A 14161-nucleotide genomic window follows, 5' to 3' on the forward strand; every position below is an offset into this window, starting at 1 on the left:
TATATGCATGGGCCTCTTTTTAATATTTGGTAAGATTATACTTACACTAAAAAATAAATAATGTTACAGCTTAACACATCTTATCAATGGGCCTTTACGATGTTCTCCGTATAATCCCGCCCCCGACGGTAATATACATTAGCGATGCTTACCGTTTTTTGTGAACAGAAATAATAAACATGCTTTAAAAATGTTAAGCGCTTTTATTAACTTGTGATTATTTAATAAGGTTTGAGTATGAAAGAAAAAGGCACCCTGCTGGTTGTTGGTTCACTGCTGGCCTTAAGTCTGGCTACTGTGACCACTGCCCACGCGGCGGGCACACTGAATTTCACTGGTAAAATTATTAACGAGTCCTGCCAGATCGCTAATAACGGTGGCGATGTTAATGTCGATTTTGGCAACGTCGATATTTCAGCGCTGAAATCACATGAAGCGAAAACCGCAGAAACACCGTTTACCATCAACCTGACCGGCTGCCCGCTGGCACAGAACATCAGTATCAGCCTGGAGGGTACCCCGGACACCAACGCTAACGGCACCAGCGCCGCCGTGCTGGCGCTCTCCGACGCTGCAGATACCGCCAAAGGTGTGGGCATTGAAGTCTTCTCTTCCCCTGACGGCTCGACGGAAGGTACTCAGCTGACCTTTGACAAGCAGAGCAAAACAGCGGTTTCGCAAGCCGACGAAAACGGTGATATTGCATTTAACTTTATTGCCGATCTGAAAAGCGATTCCTCACAGGATGTAACTGCCGGCAATATTAATGCTACGGCCAATATTGATATTGTATATGAATAGAATGTTCTGATTGCCGCTTTACCAAGGGCAGCTTCCCCTGCCCTTATTCTCATCCCTCATGACCGGATCTTCAATTATGCAGTGTTATAAAGTGGCTTTTATCCTGAGCCTTCTCTTTTGCCCGTTCCTGGCGTCTGCCGCCGGGGTTGCCATTGCCGGCACACGTGTCATTTATAATGAACAAAGTCATGAGGCAGACATCGCGGTAGAAAACACCAACTCTCACGATCCCGTGCTTATTCAGAGCTGGGTAGACGACCTGGCTGATAATAATAAATCACCATTTATCGTCACCCCGCCATTGTTCCGTCTGGATGCCGGAGACAGCAACGATCTGCGCATACTATTAACCTCGCCGCAAATGCCCCATGACCGGGAGAGTTTGTTCACCCTAAACATCAAAGTGATCCCTGCCAATACCGCGCCGGCTGGCGAGAACATTCTGCAATTTGCTATTAAGAATCAACTGAAGCTAATTTATCGCCCGGCAGGGCTCCCTGGTTCGGCGCTTCAAGCGGCGCAGCACCTGCGCTGGCGCGTCAGCGGCAACCACCTGCAGGCGGATAATGCCTCCCCCTATTATGTGACTATTACCACGCTCACCTGCGCGGGCCAGAACCAGAAAACGCCGCTTGAGCACAGCGTGATTGCTCCTCACAGCCGTGAAGAGTATACCCTTCCAGGCGAGGCCTGCGCCCACGAGGTGAGCTGGCGCATTCTGGATGACTTTGGCGCCGTGCAGTCGTTTAGCGCCCCCGTTTCGGCGCACTAGGCGTCTGATGTCGCCATGCGCCACGGCCCGGCTCATACCGTTACCGTCGTCAGCCTCTCCATCCTGTTGGGCGGACAGAGCGCGCTCTTGCACGCCCAGGCGACCTTTAATATGGATCTGCTGGAAAAAAACGACCATCTGCCAGCGGTGGATCTGCAGCGTTTCAATCAACAGACGGGCCAGCCGCCAGGCAAGTATCCGGTGAGCTGGCAGGTCAACGGCGTCACGCTGGATGCTCGTAAGACCGTCATGTTTCGCCAGAACGATCGCGGGCAGCTAACGCCCTGCCTAAAGCCTGAAGACCTGGTGCAGGCTGGGGTTAGTCCGGCCGTGCTGGTACAGGCGCCCGGCGCAACGTCCCGCTCATGTCCCGAACTCGCCACGCTGCTGCCGGGCAGTGTGGTCAATTTTGATTTCTCCCATCAGCAGCTGGTAATGACCATTCCTCAGGCGCTGATGACGCACCGGGCGAGGGATAATGTTCCCTCTGCGCTGTGGGACGAAGGTATTAGCGCCTTTCAGAGTAACTATCGCTATTCAGGCGCCAGCCAGCGTACCCGCATGGGCAGCACCGAGCGCGATAACTATCTGATGTTGAAAAGCGGCGTGAACGCCGGCGCATGGCGCTTGCGCGCCAGCAACGGCCTGACCGCCAACAGCGACGATAAGCCCCACTGGACCACCAGCGGCGCCTGGCTTGAGCGCGACCTGACGAGCTGGCAAAGTGAACTGACCCTCGGGGATACCTTCACTTCAGGCGATGTGTTTGACGCGGTACAGTTTCAGGGAATTGCCCTCGCCTCCAGCGACGCGATGCTCCCGGACTCGCAGAAAGGTTTTGCCCCGACCATTCGCGGGATAGCAAGAACCAACGCCCAGGTCACGGTTCGGCAAAATGGCTACGTGCTGTATCAAACCTACGTCACCCCTGGCGCGTTCGTGATTGACGATCTTTACCCCACCGCCAGTAGCGGCAATCTTGAGGTTGCCGTCAAAGAGTCTGATGGCGAAATCCGCCGCTTCACCCAGCCGTATGCATCGGTGACCAGCATGCAGCGCGAAGGCAACCTGAAATACAACCTGGTCGCCGGGCGCTATCATAGCGACGATGCCAGCCAGCGGCCGTTAATGATGCAGCTATCGCTGATGCGCGGGTTCGCCCATAACCTGACGCTGTTGGGCGGACTGCAAAGCGCGGCGCAATACCACAACCTCTCGCTCGGCGCGGGACAGGGGCTGGGAGAAGCCGGGGCGATCTCGCTACAGCTGTTAATCGCCCACGACCGGCACCAGCAGGATCCGATCGATGGCCGGGCCTGGCAGCTCCAGTACAGCAAAGGTTTTGATCGTCTCGGCACGCAGTTCACCTTCACCGGCTGGCGTTATTCGCATCAGCGCTATGCCACGCTGAGCGAGGCGTATTCCAGCCCAGACGCCGACGCCGACGCCGACGCCGACGCCGACGCCGACTCGCAGGATAAAGACAACAAAAAAACGACCCTGCAAATCACCGCCAGCCAGAACCTGCCGTACGATATCACCCTCTATCTGAGTCTCGATCAGGACAGCTACTGGTCTGGAGGCGACCCGCAGCGTACCGCCAATATGGGGATCAGCGGCCAGGTTCACGGTATCGCGTGGTCGCTCAGCTACAGCGACTCCCACAGTAGCGATGGTGACGAAGTGGATGACGAGCCGCATTCCGACAAAGTGGTGACGTTGTCACTTTCGGTGCCGCTAAGCCACCTGCTCCCGGGGAGCTACGCCAGCTATACCCAGAACACCTCCCGCCACAGTGCCACCAGTCAGATGGTCAGTCTCAACGGTACTTTGCTGGACAATCATGCGCTTAGCTACGCCGTCAGCCAAACCCTCGATCAACAAAACGGGCACAGCGGAAGCCTGACGGCCGGGTACAGCAGTGGTAGGGGCGATCTGAATCTCGGCTACAGCCGCGATTCGCAGGCCACTCGTCTGAACTACGGCGCCAGCGGAGGTATCCTGATTCACCGCCACGGGTTGGTATTTACGCCGGAAATGAATGGTTCTGTCGTCCTGATTGACGCCGGTGGCGCCAGCGGTGTGACCCTGGCCAACCAGAAAACCATCGCCACCAATCGTGACGGGTACGCCGTGCTGCCCTTCGCCACCGCCTATCACCGCAACGACGTCTCTCTCGACAGCCATTCACTGCCGGGGAATGTGGATCTGGCCAACAGCACCGTGACGCTGGTCCCCACCAAAGACGCAGTGGTTCTGGCACGCTTTCACACCCACGTTGGTTATAAAGCGCTGTTTACGCTGCAGTCTCGGGGACAACCGCTGCCATTTGGCAGCGAAGTTCGCGCCAAGGACACCAGCAGCATTGTTGCCAGCGAGGGTCAGGTGTACCTGGCCGGCCTGGCGCCAAAAGGCACCCTGTATGCGCAATGGGGGCCTGGCCCTCAGCAGCGCTGTAGCGCCCGCTACGATCTCACCCCGACGCTGGCGCAGACACCCCATCCACTCATCCTACAGCAGGCGTTATCATGTTCTTTTTAACTCTCCTGCGTCGGGTCGTTCTGACGCTGTTACTCGTCTTGTTACCGACCGCCAGCGGATGGGCCTGCTCTCCGGTGTTTGTCCGCGGCCAGGCCTCCACCCTTCGGCTGAACGTGGGGCAACTTACGGTGTCGCCTGACGCCAGACCGGGCACCCCGCTGTATCACAAAAGTTTCGCCTGGAACCGCCTTAGCGACGGCGGCGAACAGTGGATCCGTTGCGCGGACGACCCGCATGGGCTGTCGCCGCTGCTGCTGGACAGTCTGCTGTCCGGGGGGGCGACGCGACCGACGGTTTATCAAACTAATCTCGCTGGCATTGGCGTTCGCGTTGCGCTGCGCGCTATCGGCGGATATGGCGGCTTTCCTGACCGACCAACGCCGTCGCCATTTAGCCTGCGAGTGGACAATCCCGCCGCTTTACCCGATGCGGTGTGGAAACTGGGCTATTTCCGCCTGACGATTGAGCTCATTAAAACCGGCTCTAAGACGACACCGGGCGAGCTTGAGTATCACAGCGAGCGCATTTTAATGGCGGAACATACCCCGCTGGCAGCCTTAGACTTAACCGGCAGGGTCAACACCGCAGGGTGTTCTGTGAATGACGCCACGCCAGCGCTGATTAAGCTACCTGCAGCGATGCTTGATCGCTTCGGCGGCGTCGGCAAAACCACCGGCGATACCCCTTTCGCGCTACAACTGGATTGCAACAGCGCGGTCACGGTTTCTCTGCGTGTTGACGGCACGGAGCCCCTTACCGCCCGGGGGCATGGCGTTTTGCGCAATGACGCCACCGACGATCGGGCACAGGGTATCGGCGTGCAGTTGCTTTACCATCGTCAGCCGGTCGCGCTGAATCATGAGATGATGCTGGGCACCGCGAGCGCGGGTCAGTTTACTCTGCCGCTCACTGCCCGCTACTACCAAACACGTTCCCGGATCACCGCCGGGCAGGTGTCGGCCGTCGCGACCTATACCTTACATTATGACTAGGCGATGACGAACCGACGGATGAAGAGGATCAAGGAATTGCTCTGACCGGCGAATCGTAAGAGAATAGCGCCTACACGCGACGATCTGATTACACGGGAGTTCATCATCAGCCATTCTCGTCGATTCCCCTTAGCCAGCAAAGTGGCGCTGGCAGGCGCGGCGCTCATCGCCGCCGGCATGCTGTTCAGCTGCACCAGTAAGGCCCCGAAATCCCTCGTCACGCCGCCGAAGAGCGCGGCCGTTAAAGCCGGTCAGACGCACCGGGAGCCGGTACGCGGCGTCTGGCTCACCACCGTCTCGCGCCTTGACTGGCCGCCGGTCGGGTCGATTATCGCCAGTACGCCGGAAAGCCGCATCACGCAGCAGAAGCTGGCGCTGATCGCCAAACTCGATAATCTGCAGCGCCTGGGGATCAACACCGTCTTTTTCCAGGTGAAACCGGACGGTACGGCGCTCTGGCGGTCGGATATTCTACCGTGGTCCGATATGCTGACCGGCAAAATCGGCGAATATCCCGGCTACGATCCGCTGCAGTTTATGCTGGATGAAGCGCACAAGCGCGGCATGAAGGTCCACGCGTGGTTTAACCCTTACCGCGTCTCGGTCAACACCAAACCGTCGACCATTGCCGAGCTGAATAACACCCTCACTCAGGTACCGGCCAGCGTGTTTGTCCTGCACCGTAACTGGATCCGCACCGCCAGCGACCGCTTTGTTCTCGACCCGGGTATTCCCGAAGCGCGTGACTGGATCACCAGCATCGTCGCTGAAGTGGTGCAGAACTACCCGATTGACGGCGTGCAGTTCGATGACTATTTCTACACCGAAACCGCCGCTTCCCCGCTTAACGACAACGAGACCTTCCGCCGTTACGGGCAGGGCTATGCCTCGAAGGGCGACTGGCGGCGGCATAACACTCAACAGCTTATTGCCCAGGTCTCCGCGACCATTAAAAAACTCAATCCGAACGTCGAGTTTGGCGTAAGCCCGGCCGGGGTGTGGCGCAACCGCTCCCACGATCCAGCGGGGTCTGATACCCGTGGCGCGGCCGCCTATGATGAATCCTATGCCGATACCCGCAGCTGGGTGCAGCAGGGACTGCTCGACTACATCGCCCCGCAGATCTACTGGCCATTTGCCCGCGATGCGGCGCGTTATGATGTGCTGGCCAACTGGTGGGCCGAGGTGGTTAAGCCCACGCATACCCGGCTGTATATTGGCGTGGCGCTGTACAAGGTGGGTGAACCGTCCAAAAATGAGCCTGACTGGACGGTGGATGGCGGCGTGCCGGAGCTGAAAAAGCAGCTCGATCTCAATGAGTCCCTGCCGCAGATCCAGGGCACCATCCTGTTCCGCGAAAACAACCTCAATCAGCCGCAGACCCGCCAGGCGGTTAACTACCTGCGCAGCCGCTGGGGGCAGCCGCAGAGCTAACCGCCACTCGGCTTCGCTATCGCGCCTGCAGCCCTTGCTGCAGGCGGGCGTGCAGTTTCAGCATGTTCTCCGTGATCGCCCGCCAGACGTGGGCGGAAAAGTCCGCCGGCAGCGTCCGGCGGGCGCTTTCGATGGCCTGCGGCACGCGGTCGGCAAACTCGTCAAGGATCGCCAGCATCTGATCCCGGGGAAAGTTAACCGCTTTGGCGGTCGCCAGAAAATGACGCGGATAGATGGCGTTAATCTCCGTTTTCCGCCCTCGGGTGGCGTTGAGCCCCATCGACAGCTTCAGGTCGCGCAGATGCAGTCCCGTCCCTCCCAGCACCGGAAATGCCGAAATAATGTCGTAGAACGGCGTGAGCCGATAGCTGCCGCCGGGCAGCAGAAAGAGCGAGAAATTCTTCGCATGCCCGTCCGTTGCCCCGGTTAGCCACTGGAACACCATGAACTTCATAAAGTCATAGCGATCTTTCAGGGCTTCACTGGAGCCCAGCAGAAAGGTCATGATCGCGGCGATACCCGGCCCGCCGTCAGACTCGTATTTCATCGACGACGGGATGCCGAATGCCTGACACAGATCCTCTTGTGGCAGCCGCAGCAGCACGCGCCCCTCCTGCGCCCAGCGCCGGTCGAAGCGGGTCACCGCCAGCGCACGGATCCGCGGGGTGGTGATAATCTCCGCCTCCGGCACCGCCAGGCCCAACGCCCTGGCCAGCGCCAGGCACAGATATTCGTTATCCACGCTTTCACGCAGATCCAGCGTCGCATTGGGCTGTTTTATCTCGCCAATGGGCAGTTTAATGATATGGGTGGTCGGGGTGGTGCCCTGCGGAATACACCAGTGCTCGCCCATTCGCAGCAGCGCGGTTTTCTCCTGGGCGCCGGCCACCGAGATACGAAAATCGTCCTGGCCGGTCACCATCCCGAGCGGAATATCCGACTGGTAGGCGGTCAGCAACGCGGTCAGTTGCGCCTCATCCAGCGTCTGCCAGCGCAACGCTGCAAGATGCGCCTCTTCTCCCGGCGGCAGCAGAGTCACCGCCCCTACGCTATCCCGGCCGACCTCGGCCAGCAGATCGAACGGCTGTTTCGAGCGCGCCTGATAGCGCCTGACGATCCGGTCGCGGACCTGTGGGCTGTCGGGCAACAGGTTATCAAAATAGTGATACACCGCGTCGGCGGTGATATTGCCATACTGCAGCGGCAGCGAGAGGGAGAGCGGCCTGGCGCGCGGGCTGCGCAACCACTCGTCATCATAGCGGAAACTGTGCGCCCCGTTGGCCTGGCGGGTTAAGGTTCCCACGCGCACATTGTTCATCCAGGTGGTGAGCGTCGCCATTACCAGTCCAGATCTGTGGTGTTATCGGGGGCCGTCGCCGTCTCGGCCGGTTTGGCGTTCAGGGTCATCACCACCCCCAGCGACTGGAGGATCTTGAACAGGGTGGTCAAGGTGGTTTTGTCCGGGTGATTTTCAAAATTGGACAGCGTCGCCTGTTTAATGCCGATCCGGCTGGCCAGCGCCTCCTGAGTCCAGTGATTTTGCTGGCGCAGCAGTTTCAGGTAATTGGCCAGCTGAACGGGACTGTATATCTGCGGGGGATGCATCGCTTGTTCCTCACCATTGTTTATCCCCCTATCGGGATAAATCTGCTTTTATACCCTACAGGGGATAATGTCAAGGTTATCCCCTAGTGGGGATAGGAGTATAATTATCCTTGTGTGGGGATAAAACAGGAAGAATGGTGGCCGGAGACACCTTTACATGCCCGGTGGCGGCTGCGCCTTACCGGGTCTACGGGCTGTCTCTCCCCGCTCCGTAACGATCCAGGCCGGGCAAGCGCAGCGCCGCCCGGCAATGGGCAGCCGGATTTAGCTGCCGCGGTAGGTCGACCACCCGCCCGGGGCTATCAGAAACGGCAGATGGAAATGGTCATCTGTCGCCTCGCCAATGACAAAATCAATCTGCGCCCGGGTAAAAACGCTCTCGCGCCCGATGCGGGCAAACCACGCCCCCGTTTCCGCGGTTAAGCAGTAGCGCCCCGCCGGCAGCGGCGCGGCGCTGAAGGTGGCGATACGCCCCTGGGCGTTAGTTACCAGGTTCGCCAGCGTCTCGCCCTCCCGGCTCAGGCTGACCGTCACGCCTTCCGCCGGCGTGCCGGTGGAAATATCCAGAATATGGGTGCTCAGGGTACTCATTCGCCAATCGCTCCTTCCAGTCTTAACATCGTAATTTCCCGCAGCTGGGCAAGCGCCTCAGCCCCTTCTTCGTCGGCGGTATGCTGCAGCCGGCGCGTCAGCGCCTGCAGCATCTCTTCGCCGCTGCGCCCTTTGGCGCGGATTAAAAACACCCGGCCAAAACGAGCCTCGTAGCGGGCATTCCCCTCCCGCAGGGCCTGCGCCAGCTTTTCATTATCGCTGTCCACCGCCGACTGCTCCTGGCGCGACATCGTCGCATGCGCCTGGCTGCCGGTCGGTTTTTCGCCGATCCGCGGATGGGCGCTGAGCGCAGCGTTCAGATCGTTCTCCCCCCAGTCGGCCATCGCTTCCCGGGCGACCTGCAGCAGCGCTTCACGGCAGGCGAAGGGTCGCAAGCTCACCAGCGTATCGCTCCAGGCCGGGATCGCCACGCAGGGGGCCAGCAGCGCCACTGCCTCATCATGACTCAGACGGTTAAACTGTCTCAGCGCGATCATCCTGACTCCTTATCGTTTTCGTCGCCGCCTGCTCCTGCGGCAGAACAAGGTTCAGCGCTATCGCCACCAGCCCACCGCTGGTGGCCGCCGAACCGAACAGATCGCCGACCATCGGCGGAAAATGGCTGAGAAACGCCGGCACCGACTCCACGCCAAGGCCCGCGCCAAACGCCAGACCAACGATCAGCACATCGCGTCGGGTGAGCGGGTTCTGGGTAATGATCCGGATCCCGGCCGCCACCACACAGCCAAACATCACCATCGTGGCGCCCCCCAGCACCGGCGCCGGGATCTGCCGCAGCAGTTCGCCCACCGGCGGGAACAGCCCAAGCAGGATCAGAATCACGCCAATGTAGCGCCCGACATAGCGGCTGGCCACCCCGGTCATCTGGATCACGCCGTTGTTCTGCGCGAAAGTCGTGTTCGGAAAGGCGCTGAGCATCGCGGCCACCATGCAGCTGACGCCGTCCGCCAGGATACCGCCCTTCAACCGGTTGCGGAAAGCGCGATCGTCAACAGACTGTTGCGAAATCAGCGAGTTGGCCGTCAGATCGCCCACCGCCTCCAGAATACAGACCAGCGACACCAGCGCCACCGGCAGAAAAATCGCGCTGTTAAACTGAAAACCGAACGGAAACAGCGTCGGCAGGCGAAACAGGGTGTCGCCCAGGCTGTGAAGGTGGAACTGACCGCTCAGCCCTGCCGCCACACAGCCCACGGCAATGCCCACCACCACCGAGGAGAGCCGCAGCCAGCGGTTTTTGGCGCAGCTCAGCAGAACGATAACGCCAAGGGTACCCGCCCCGAGCGCGATATTGCTCATGCTGGCGAAATCCTGCGCCTTTTCTCCACCGCACCAGTTAATGACGCTGACCTTGATCAGGCTGATGCCGATCAGCGCAATCACGCTGCCGGTAATGATGGGGGTAAAGATTTTCTTCAGCGGTTCAATAAAGCGGCTGACAATCACCGGCACCAGGGCGGCGACAAAGTTAACGCCAAACAGCATCGCCATAATATCCTGTGGCCCGCCGCCCTGCGCTTTCACCCACATCCCTCCGGCTACCGCCACGCCAAGAAAGGCGAAGCTGGTGCCCTGCATGCAGATCATCCCGGCGCCAATGCCCCAGACCCGGTTGGACTGCAAAAAGGTACCGATACCCGAGGCCAGCAGCGACATACTGATGAGATACGGCAGCCAGTCGCCAAGTCCGAGGGTGGCGCCGATAATCAGCGGCGGCGTGATGATCCCCACCAGACCCGCCAGCACATGCTGGAGGGCGCTAAAAAAGGCCGCAAACGGTGGGATCCGCTGTTCAAGGCCGTAAAGCAGGCCGCTGTGATGTTCGTCAGACATGGTGTTATCCCGTAGCAAAGAGAAGTGCAAGAGCTTCTGCACAAAGCAGGCCAGAGACGACCAACGCGAACGAATAAATTTATTAATACTTTAAAATCATTTAGTTAAATCACTCCAGTCATGCCTCGCTCCCCACCGCTGCGGAACCAGAGTACTGAAACGATAGATTCTTAATGCAACATAAAGAAACTTTTGATTCATAAAAAGGCAACCAATGCGTCACATTGCACCGATGTGGTGCGTAACGACCTATCGCTGTGCCTCAGGCCGGCGGTTTTCCTCCCTCCGGCGAACTGGTACGCAAATTGCTGTAGTCAGTCACAACATCGGGAGAAGGAGAAAAAAATGAAAGCAATCGTGATTGGCGCCGGCATCGGCGGCTTAAGTGCGGCAGTGGCGCTCAAACAGTCGGGGATCGACTGCGAAGTCTATGAAGCGGTGAAAGAGATCAAACCGGTCGGCGCGGCGATTTCCGTGTGGCCCAACGGCGTGAAGTGCATGGCCCACCTCGGTATGGGCGATATCATGGAAACCTTCGGCGGACCGCTGCGCCGTATGGCGTATCGCGATTTCCGCAGCGGCGAGAACATGACCCAGTTCAGCCTCGCGCCCCTGATCGAACGTACCGGCAGCCGCCCCTGCCCGGTCTCCCGCGCAGAGCTGCAGAGGGAAATGCTGGATTACTGGGGACGGGAAAGCGTGCAGTTCGGCAAACGCGTCACCCGCTGTGAAGAAAACGCCGACGGCGTGACGGTGTGGTTTACCGACGGCAGCAGCGCCAGCGGCGATCTGCTGATTGCCGCCGACGGCAGCCATTCCGCGCTGCGTCCGTGGGTGCTCGGCTTTACCCCGCAGCGCCGCTACGCCGGCTACGTCAACTGGAACGGTCTGGTGGAAATAGATGAAGCGCTGGCGCCCGGCGATCAGTGGACCACCTTTGTCGGCGAAGGCAAGCGCGTCTCGCTGATGCCGGTCTCCGCCGGCCGGTTCTACTTTTTCTTTGATGTGCCGCTGCCGGCGGGTCTGGCGGAGGATCGTGACACCCTGCGCGCTGACCTCAGTCGCTACTTTGCCGGCTGGGCGCCGCCGGTGCAGAAGCTGATCGCCGCCCTTGACCCGCAGACCACCAACCGTATTGAAATCCACGATATCGAACCATTCAGCCGCCTGGTGCGCGGTCGCGTCGCGCTGCTGGGCGACGCCGGACACAGCACCACCCCGGATATTGGCCAGGGGGGATGCGCGGCGATGGAAGATGCGGTGGTGCTGGGCGCCGTTTTCCGCCAGACCCGCGATATTGCGACCGCCCTGCGCGAGTATGAAGCCCAGCGCTGCGACCGGGTCCGCGATCTGGTACTGAAGGCGCGCAAGCGCTGCGATATCACCCACGGAAAGGATATGCAGCTCACCGAAGCCTGGTACCAGGAGCTGCGGGAGGAGACCGGCGAGCGGATTATCAACGGCATGTGCGATACCATCCTCAGCGGGCCGCTGGGCTGACGGTCGCCATGGATTCAATCACCGCGCTCAGCGTCTGAATGGCCATCTGCGCAGGACGCGATAGCTGACGAGAAGGCGCAGTGCACAGCGCCAGGGTCAGCGGCCGCAGCAGTGTACTGCGCAGCGGGATAAAGGCCAGCTGGCCGCGCTGAACCTCGTCCAGCACGTCGAGCAGGCTGAGGAGCGTCACGCCGCTGCCGCGCAGCACCAGCGACTTAATGAGCCGGATATCATTGCAGCTGATGGTATTCTCCGGCGCAAAGTCATGGTGGCGATAGAGAAGCGCCACCCGCTCATGAACGATCAGCGGCGCGCCGGGCACGATGTGCCGCTCAAGGCTGAGCTCGCCCAAAGACAGAGCCCTCGCCCCCGCCAGGGGGTGGTCCGGGCGCATCACAATCCCCACCTCCAGTTCGGCAAAGGCCAGCACGCTGAGTCCGGCCTGCCCCTGCGGATCGAGGATCAGACCGACGTCCAGATCCGCCTGACGCACTTTCTGGCTGACGGTGTGGCTGTCGGCCACCTGCAGATCCAGCTCCAGCCACGGCCAGCTGGCGATAATCTCCGCCAGCGCGGCGGCGAAGCCACCTTCCGCCAGCGCCTGCACCATACCGACGCTGACGCTCCCGCGCTTCATCCCCTGCAGCTCATCAAATTTCTGCCGGGTCTGGCGAAACTCCTTCTGCCAGCGCAGCAGATTGTCATACAGCAGTTCGCCCGCGGTGGTCATCCGCAGTCCCTCCGGCAGCCGCTCGAACAGCGGTGTCCCGAAGGCCTCCTCGGCCTGCAGGATCTGGCGGTTAATCGCCGAGGCGGAGATATGCAGCTGCTCGGCGGCCCGGCGCAGACTGCCGCAGCGGGCCACGGCGATGAAATAGTGGGCGAAACGGGAAAATGGACTCATGGCGACCCTGTACTCTTTTTTGCAACAGCAGAGTGAATTAATGGTGATGGATGTGAACACCCTAATATGACAACAATAATCTCACAACAATAAAACAATCACCGATGTGAGCAGGAAGAGAAACCATGAAGACAACCATCCCGACGCCCCCCGCCCATTGCACCTTTGATCCAGAGGACTGGCTGCGGCTGGCCCGCTGCTGGCACCCGGTGGCCCGCGCCTGCGATATTGGCGGCGCCCCGGTGAAGGCCACCCTGCTGGACGAACAGCTGGTTATCTATCGCATTAAAGGTCAGGTGGTGGTCGCCCGCGACGTCTGCCCGCACCGCGGCGTCCCGCTGACCCTGGGGTTTCATGAAGAAGAAGGCATCGTCTGCCCCTATCATGGCCTGCGCTTTGGCGAGGATGGCCGCTGCAACCGCATCCCCTCCAGTCCGGGGCAACCCATTCCAGCCAAACTGCATCTCACCAGCTTCGCCGTGGAGGAGCGCTACGGGCTGATCTGGACCTGTCTGGCCTGCGATCCGGACAATCCGCCGCCGTTACCGACCATGCCGCACTGGGACGACGCCGGCTTTCAGCAAATCAACTGCCCGGCCTTCGAGGTGAAGGGCTTTGCCGGCCGCCAGGTCGAAGGCTTTCTCGATGTCGCCCACTTTGCGTGGATCCACACTGATACCTTTGCCGACCCGGACAATCAGCAGGTGCCGGACTACACCCCGCAGGAGACACCGTTCGGTTTTGTTGCCGACTACTGGAGCTCGGTGGGCAATTACCCGGCCAGCTCCGATTTCCGCGCGCCGGAAGGGTTCCAGTGGCTGCGTCACTTTGAAATGCATCTGCCCTTCACCGCCACGCTGACCATCCATTTCCCTGCCGATGCGAAGCTGGTGATCATGAACGCCGCCTCGCCGGTGTCGTCGCGCGTGACGCGGATGTTCGCCCCTATCGCCCGCAATTTTGACCTGCATGTGCCGGTGGAAGAGGTTCATGCGTTCAACCTGCGGGTGTTTGAGGAGGATCGCCTGATGGTTGAGACCCAGCGCCCGGAGCGGCTGCCGCTGGATCTGACCCTGGAGGCGCATATTCCGGCAGACCGCAGCTCTATCGCCTACCGGCGCGGGCTGAAGAAGATGGGCTTTGGCGATTTCTTTCTGGTATGAGTGG

Annotated in this window: 13 protein-coding genes; 7 read left to right on the top strand and 6 right to left on the bottom strand. The window is 60.0% G+C overall.

Features of this window, described 5'->3' with window-relative positions; translation table 11 throughout:
• The first annotated feature begins 237 nt into the window (after nucleotides 1-237).
• From LGM20_RS12930 to LGM20_RS12950, 5 genes are all read left to right on the top strand, one after another.
• The gene (locus LGM20_RS12930) at nucleotides 238-801 is read left to right on the top strand and encodes a fimbrial protein (RefSeq protein WP_044523030.1); all 564 of its coding nucleotides are present in this window, start codon (nucleotides 238-240) and stop codon (nucleotides 799-801) included.
• A gap of 76 nt (nucleotides 802-877) precedes the next feature.
• On the top strand, nucleotides 878-1573 hold the full coding sequence (locus tag LGM20_RS12935) for a fimbrial biogenesis chaperone (protein ID WP_044523027.1): 696 nt from the start codon (nucleotides 878-880) through the stop codon (nucleotides 1571-1573).
• Between the two features lie 15 nt (nucleotides 1574-1588).
• Nucleotides 1589-4114: a fimbria/pilus outer membrane usher protein gene (locus LGM20_RS12940; RefSeq protein ID WP_044523020.1), complete on the top strand. Its 2526-nt coding sequence runs from the start codon at nucleotides 1589-1591 to the stop codon at nucleotides 4112-4114.
• Nucleotides 4102-5106, top strand: a complete 1005-nt coding sequence (locus LGM20_RS12945) for a fimbrial protein (RefSeq protein WP_044523017.1) — start codon at nucleotides 4102-4104, stop codon at nucleotides 5104-5106. The genes LGM20_RS12940 and LGM20_RS12945 overlap by 13 nt, the downstream gene beginning before the upstream one ends.
• 141 nt (nucleotides 5107-5247) lie before the next feature.
• Entirely contained in the window at nucleotides 5248-6540 is a 1293-nt protein-coding gene (locus LGM20_RS12950; protein ID WP_044523014.1) for a glycoside hydrolase family 10-like protein, read from the top strand.
• A gap of 16 nt (nucleotides 6541-6556) precedes the next feature.
• On the opposite strand, the gene LGM20_RS12955 is transcribed toward LGM20_RS12950, so the two are convergent.
• The 5 genes from LGM20_RS12955 to LGM20_RS12975 all read right to left on the bottom strand — a co-directional run bounded on the left by LGM20_RS12955 (nucleotide 6557) and on the right by LGM20_RS12975 (nucleotide 10590).
• Nucleotides 6557-7879: a type II toxin-antitoxin system HipA family toxin gene (locus LGM20_RS12955; RefSeq protein WP_044523012.1), complete on the bottom strand. Its 1323-nt coding sequence runs from the start codon at nucleotides 7877-7879 to the stop codon at nucleotides 6557-6559.
• The gene (gene hipB, locus LGM20_RS12960) at nucleotides 7879-8145 is read right to left on the bottom strand and encodes a type II toxin-antitoxin system antitoxin HipB (RefSeq protein WP_044523009.1); all 267 of its coding nucleotides are present in this window, start codon (nucleotides 8143-8145) and stop codon (nucleotides 7879-7881) included. Before hipB ends, LGM20_RS12955 begins: the two co-directional genes overlap by 1 nt.
• Nucleotides 8146-8409: 264 nt before the next feature.
• On the bottom strand, nucleotides 8410-8736 hold the full coding sequence (gene uraH, locus LGM20_RS12965) for a hydroxyisourate hydrolase (RefSeq protein ID WP_044523006.1): 327 nt from the start codon (nucleotides 8734-8736) through the stop codon (nucleotides 8410-8412).
• The gene (uraD, locus tag LGM20_RS12970) at nucleotides 8733-9233 is read right to left on the bottom strand and encodes a 2-oxo-4-hydroxy-4-carboxy-5-ureidoimidazoline decarboxylase (protein ID WP_044523003.1); all 501 of its coding nucleotides are present in this window, start codon (nucleotides 9231-9233) and stop codon (nucleotides 8733-8735) included. Before uraD ends, uraH begins: the two co-directional genes overlap by 4 nt.
• Nucleotides 9211-10590, bottom strand: a complete 1380-nt coding sequence (locus LGM20_RS12975) for a nucleobase:cation symporter-2 family protein (protein ID WP_044523001.1) — start codon at nucleotides 10588-10590, stop codon at nucleotides 9211-9213. Before LGM20_RS12975 ends, uraD begins: the two co-directional genes overlap by 23 nt.
• Nucleotides 10591-10935: 345 nt before the next feature.
• Here LGM20_RS12975 and hpxO point away from each other — a divergent pair, with 345 nt between their 5' ends.
• On the top strand, nucleotides 10936-12090 hold the full coding sequence (gene hpxO / locus LGM20_RS12980) for an FAD-dependent urate hydroxylase HpxO (protein ID WP_023289663.1): 1155 nt from the start codon (nucleotides 10936-10938) through the stop codon (nucleotides 12088-12090).
• Here the strand turns inward: hpxO and hpxR are convergent.
• Nucleotides 12071-12994, bottom strand: coding sequence for a LysR family hpxDE operon transcriptional regulator HpxR (gene hpxR / locus LGM20_RS12985; RefSeq protein ID WP_044522995.1), 924 nt, complete (start codon nucleotides 12992-12994; stop codon nucleotides 12071-12073). The genes hpxO and hpxR overlap by 20 nt on opposite strands.
• Nucleotides 12995-13119: 125 nt before the next feature.
• On the opposite strand from hpxR, the gene hpxD reads away from it, so the two are divergent.
• Nucleotides 13120-14157 (top strand): molybdenum cofactor-independent xanthine hydroxylase subunit HpxD, encoded by a 1038-nt coding sequence (gene hpxD / locus LGM20_RS12990; protein WP_044522992.1) that lies wholly within the window; start codon nucleotides 13120-13122, stop codon nucleotides 14155-14157.
• Nucleotides 14158-14161 lie beyond the last annotated feature (4 nt).

Source organism: Klebsiella quasipneumoniae subsp. quasipneumoniae (assembly GCF_020525925.1).
Taxonomy (GTDB): Bacteria; Pseudomonadota; Gammaproteobacteria; order Enterobacterales; family Enterobacteriaceae; genus Klebsiella; species Klebsiella quasipneumoniae.

What these genes read in the sequence shown, in the direction of transcription:
- hpxR (WP_044522995.1), bottom strand. Translation starts at nt 12,994, where the DNA reads ATGAGTCCATTTTCCCGTTTCGCCCACTATTTCATCGCCGTGGCCCGC.
- hipB (WP_044523009.1), bottom strand. Translation starts at nt 8,145, where the DNA reads ATGCATCCCCCGCAGATATACAGTCCCGTTCAGCTGGCCAATTACCTG.
- LGM20_RS12975 (WP_044523001.1), bottom strand. Translation starts at nt 10,590, where the DNA reads ATGTCTGACGAACATCACAGCGGCCTGCTTTACGGCCTTGAACAGCGG.
- hpxO (WP_023289663.1), top strand. Translation starts at nt 10,936, where the DNA reads ATGAAAGCAATCGTGATTGGCGCCGGCATCGGCGGCTTAAGTGCGGCA.
- LGM20_RS12955 (WP_044523012.1), bottom strand. Translation starts at nt 7,879, where the DNA reads ATGGCGACGCTCACCACCTGGATGAACAATGTGCGCGTGGGAACCTTA.
- hpxD (WP_044522992.1), top strand. Translation starts at nt 13,120, where the DNA reads ATGAAGACAACCATCCCGACGCCCCCCGCCCATTGCACCTTTGATCCA.
- LGM20_RS12940 (WP_044523020.1), top strand. Translation starts at nt 1,589, where the DNA reads ATGCGCCACGGCCCGGCTCATACCGTTACCGTCGTCAGCCTCTCCATC.
- LGM20_RS12935 (WP_044523027.1), top strand. Translation starts at nt 878, where the DNA reads ATGCAGTGTTATAAAGTGGCTTTTATCCTGAGCCTTCTCTTTTGCCCG.
- LGM20_RS12945 (WP_044523017.1), top strand. Translation starts at nt 4,102, where the DNA reads ATGTTCTTTTTAACTCTCCTGCGTCGGGTCGTTCTGACGCTGTTACTC.
- uraH (WP_044523006.1), bottom strand. Translation starts at nt 8,736, where the DNA reads ATGAGTACCCTGAGCACCCATATTCTGGATATTTCCACCGGCACGCCG.
- LGM20_RS12930 (WP_044523030.1), top strand. Translation starts at nt 238, where the DNA reads ATGAAAGAAAAAGGCACCCTGCTGGTTGTTGGTTCACTGCTGGCCTTA.
- uraD (WP_044523003.1), bottom strand. Translation starts at nt 9,233, where the DNA reads ATGATCGCGCTGAGACAGTTTAACCGTCTGAGTCATGATGAGGCAGTG.